Origin of the sequence: Pradoshia eiseniae (assembly GCF_002946355.1) — a bacterium.
GTDB lineage: Bacteria > Bacillota > Bacilli > Bacillales > Pradoshiaceae > Pradoshia > Pradoshia eiseniae.
The window spans coordinates 1-923 of the sequence record NZ_PKOZ01000051.1; the positions used below are offsets into that span (position 1 = coordinate 1).

The 923-nt window shown below is 37.1% G+C and carries 1 protein-coding gene; it reads left to right on the forward strand.

The features are described 5' to 3' along the window. Positions 1–39 precede the first annotated feature (39 nt). A partial coding sequence (gene ltrA / locus CYL18_RS18985; RefSeq protein ID WP_104851027.1) for a group II intron reverse transcriptase/maturase occupies positions 40–923 on the forward strand: 884 nt, incomplete at its 3' end.

Genomic DNA, 923 nt, shown 5'->3' on the forward strand with positions numbered 1-923 from the left:
TAGGGACACATTTACTACACACAGAGGTAGGGATAATAAATGGAAACAAAACTACTAAGGATAGCAGAATTAGCTAAATCTGACCCTAAGATGAAATTTACATCTCTTGCACATTTATTAAATGTGCAATCACTCATTCAATGTCATCATGAGCTGCCAAACAATAAGGCAACTGGTGTAAACGGTACAACGAAAGAGCAGTACACCGAAAGTCTGGAAGAAAATATAATGGACTTAACAAGCAGACTTAAAAGTAAAAGTTATCGTCCGGTTCCAGTTAGAAGAATGTATATTCCAAAGCTTAACTCTAATAAGAGGAGGCCATTAGGAATACCGGAACATGAGGATAAAATTGTACAAAAAGGTATTGCGAAAGTGCTAAATGCCATTTATGAGAATGACTTTCTAGACTGCTCTTTTGGGTTCCGGCCAAACAGAAACTGTCATGATGCGTTAAAGATACTAAACTTTTATGTAGAAAAGAGATTAGTAAGCTATGTAGTAGATGTAGATATCAAAGGATTCTTCGATAATGTTGACCACAAATGGATGATGGAGTTCTTGAAACATAGAATAACGGATCCTAACCTCCTGAGAATAATCAGTAGGTTCCTCAAAGGTGGTTACATGGAGGAAGGCAGAAGATACAAAACAGATAAGGGGACACCGCAAGGTGGAGTAATATCTCCTATCTTGGCTAATGTGTACCTTCATTATGTACTCGACTTATGGTTTGAGAAAGTGGTTAGGAAACAATGTGAAGGACAGGCATACATGGTAAGATATGCGGATGATTTTGTTTGTTGTTTTCAACACAAAAGGGAAGCTATACAATTCTACGAGTCATTAAAACTGAGATTGAAGAAATTTAACTTGGAAATAGCTGAGGATAAAACCAAGGTTATTCCCTTCGGGAGATTTGC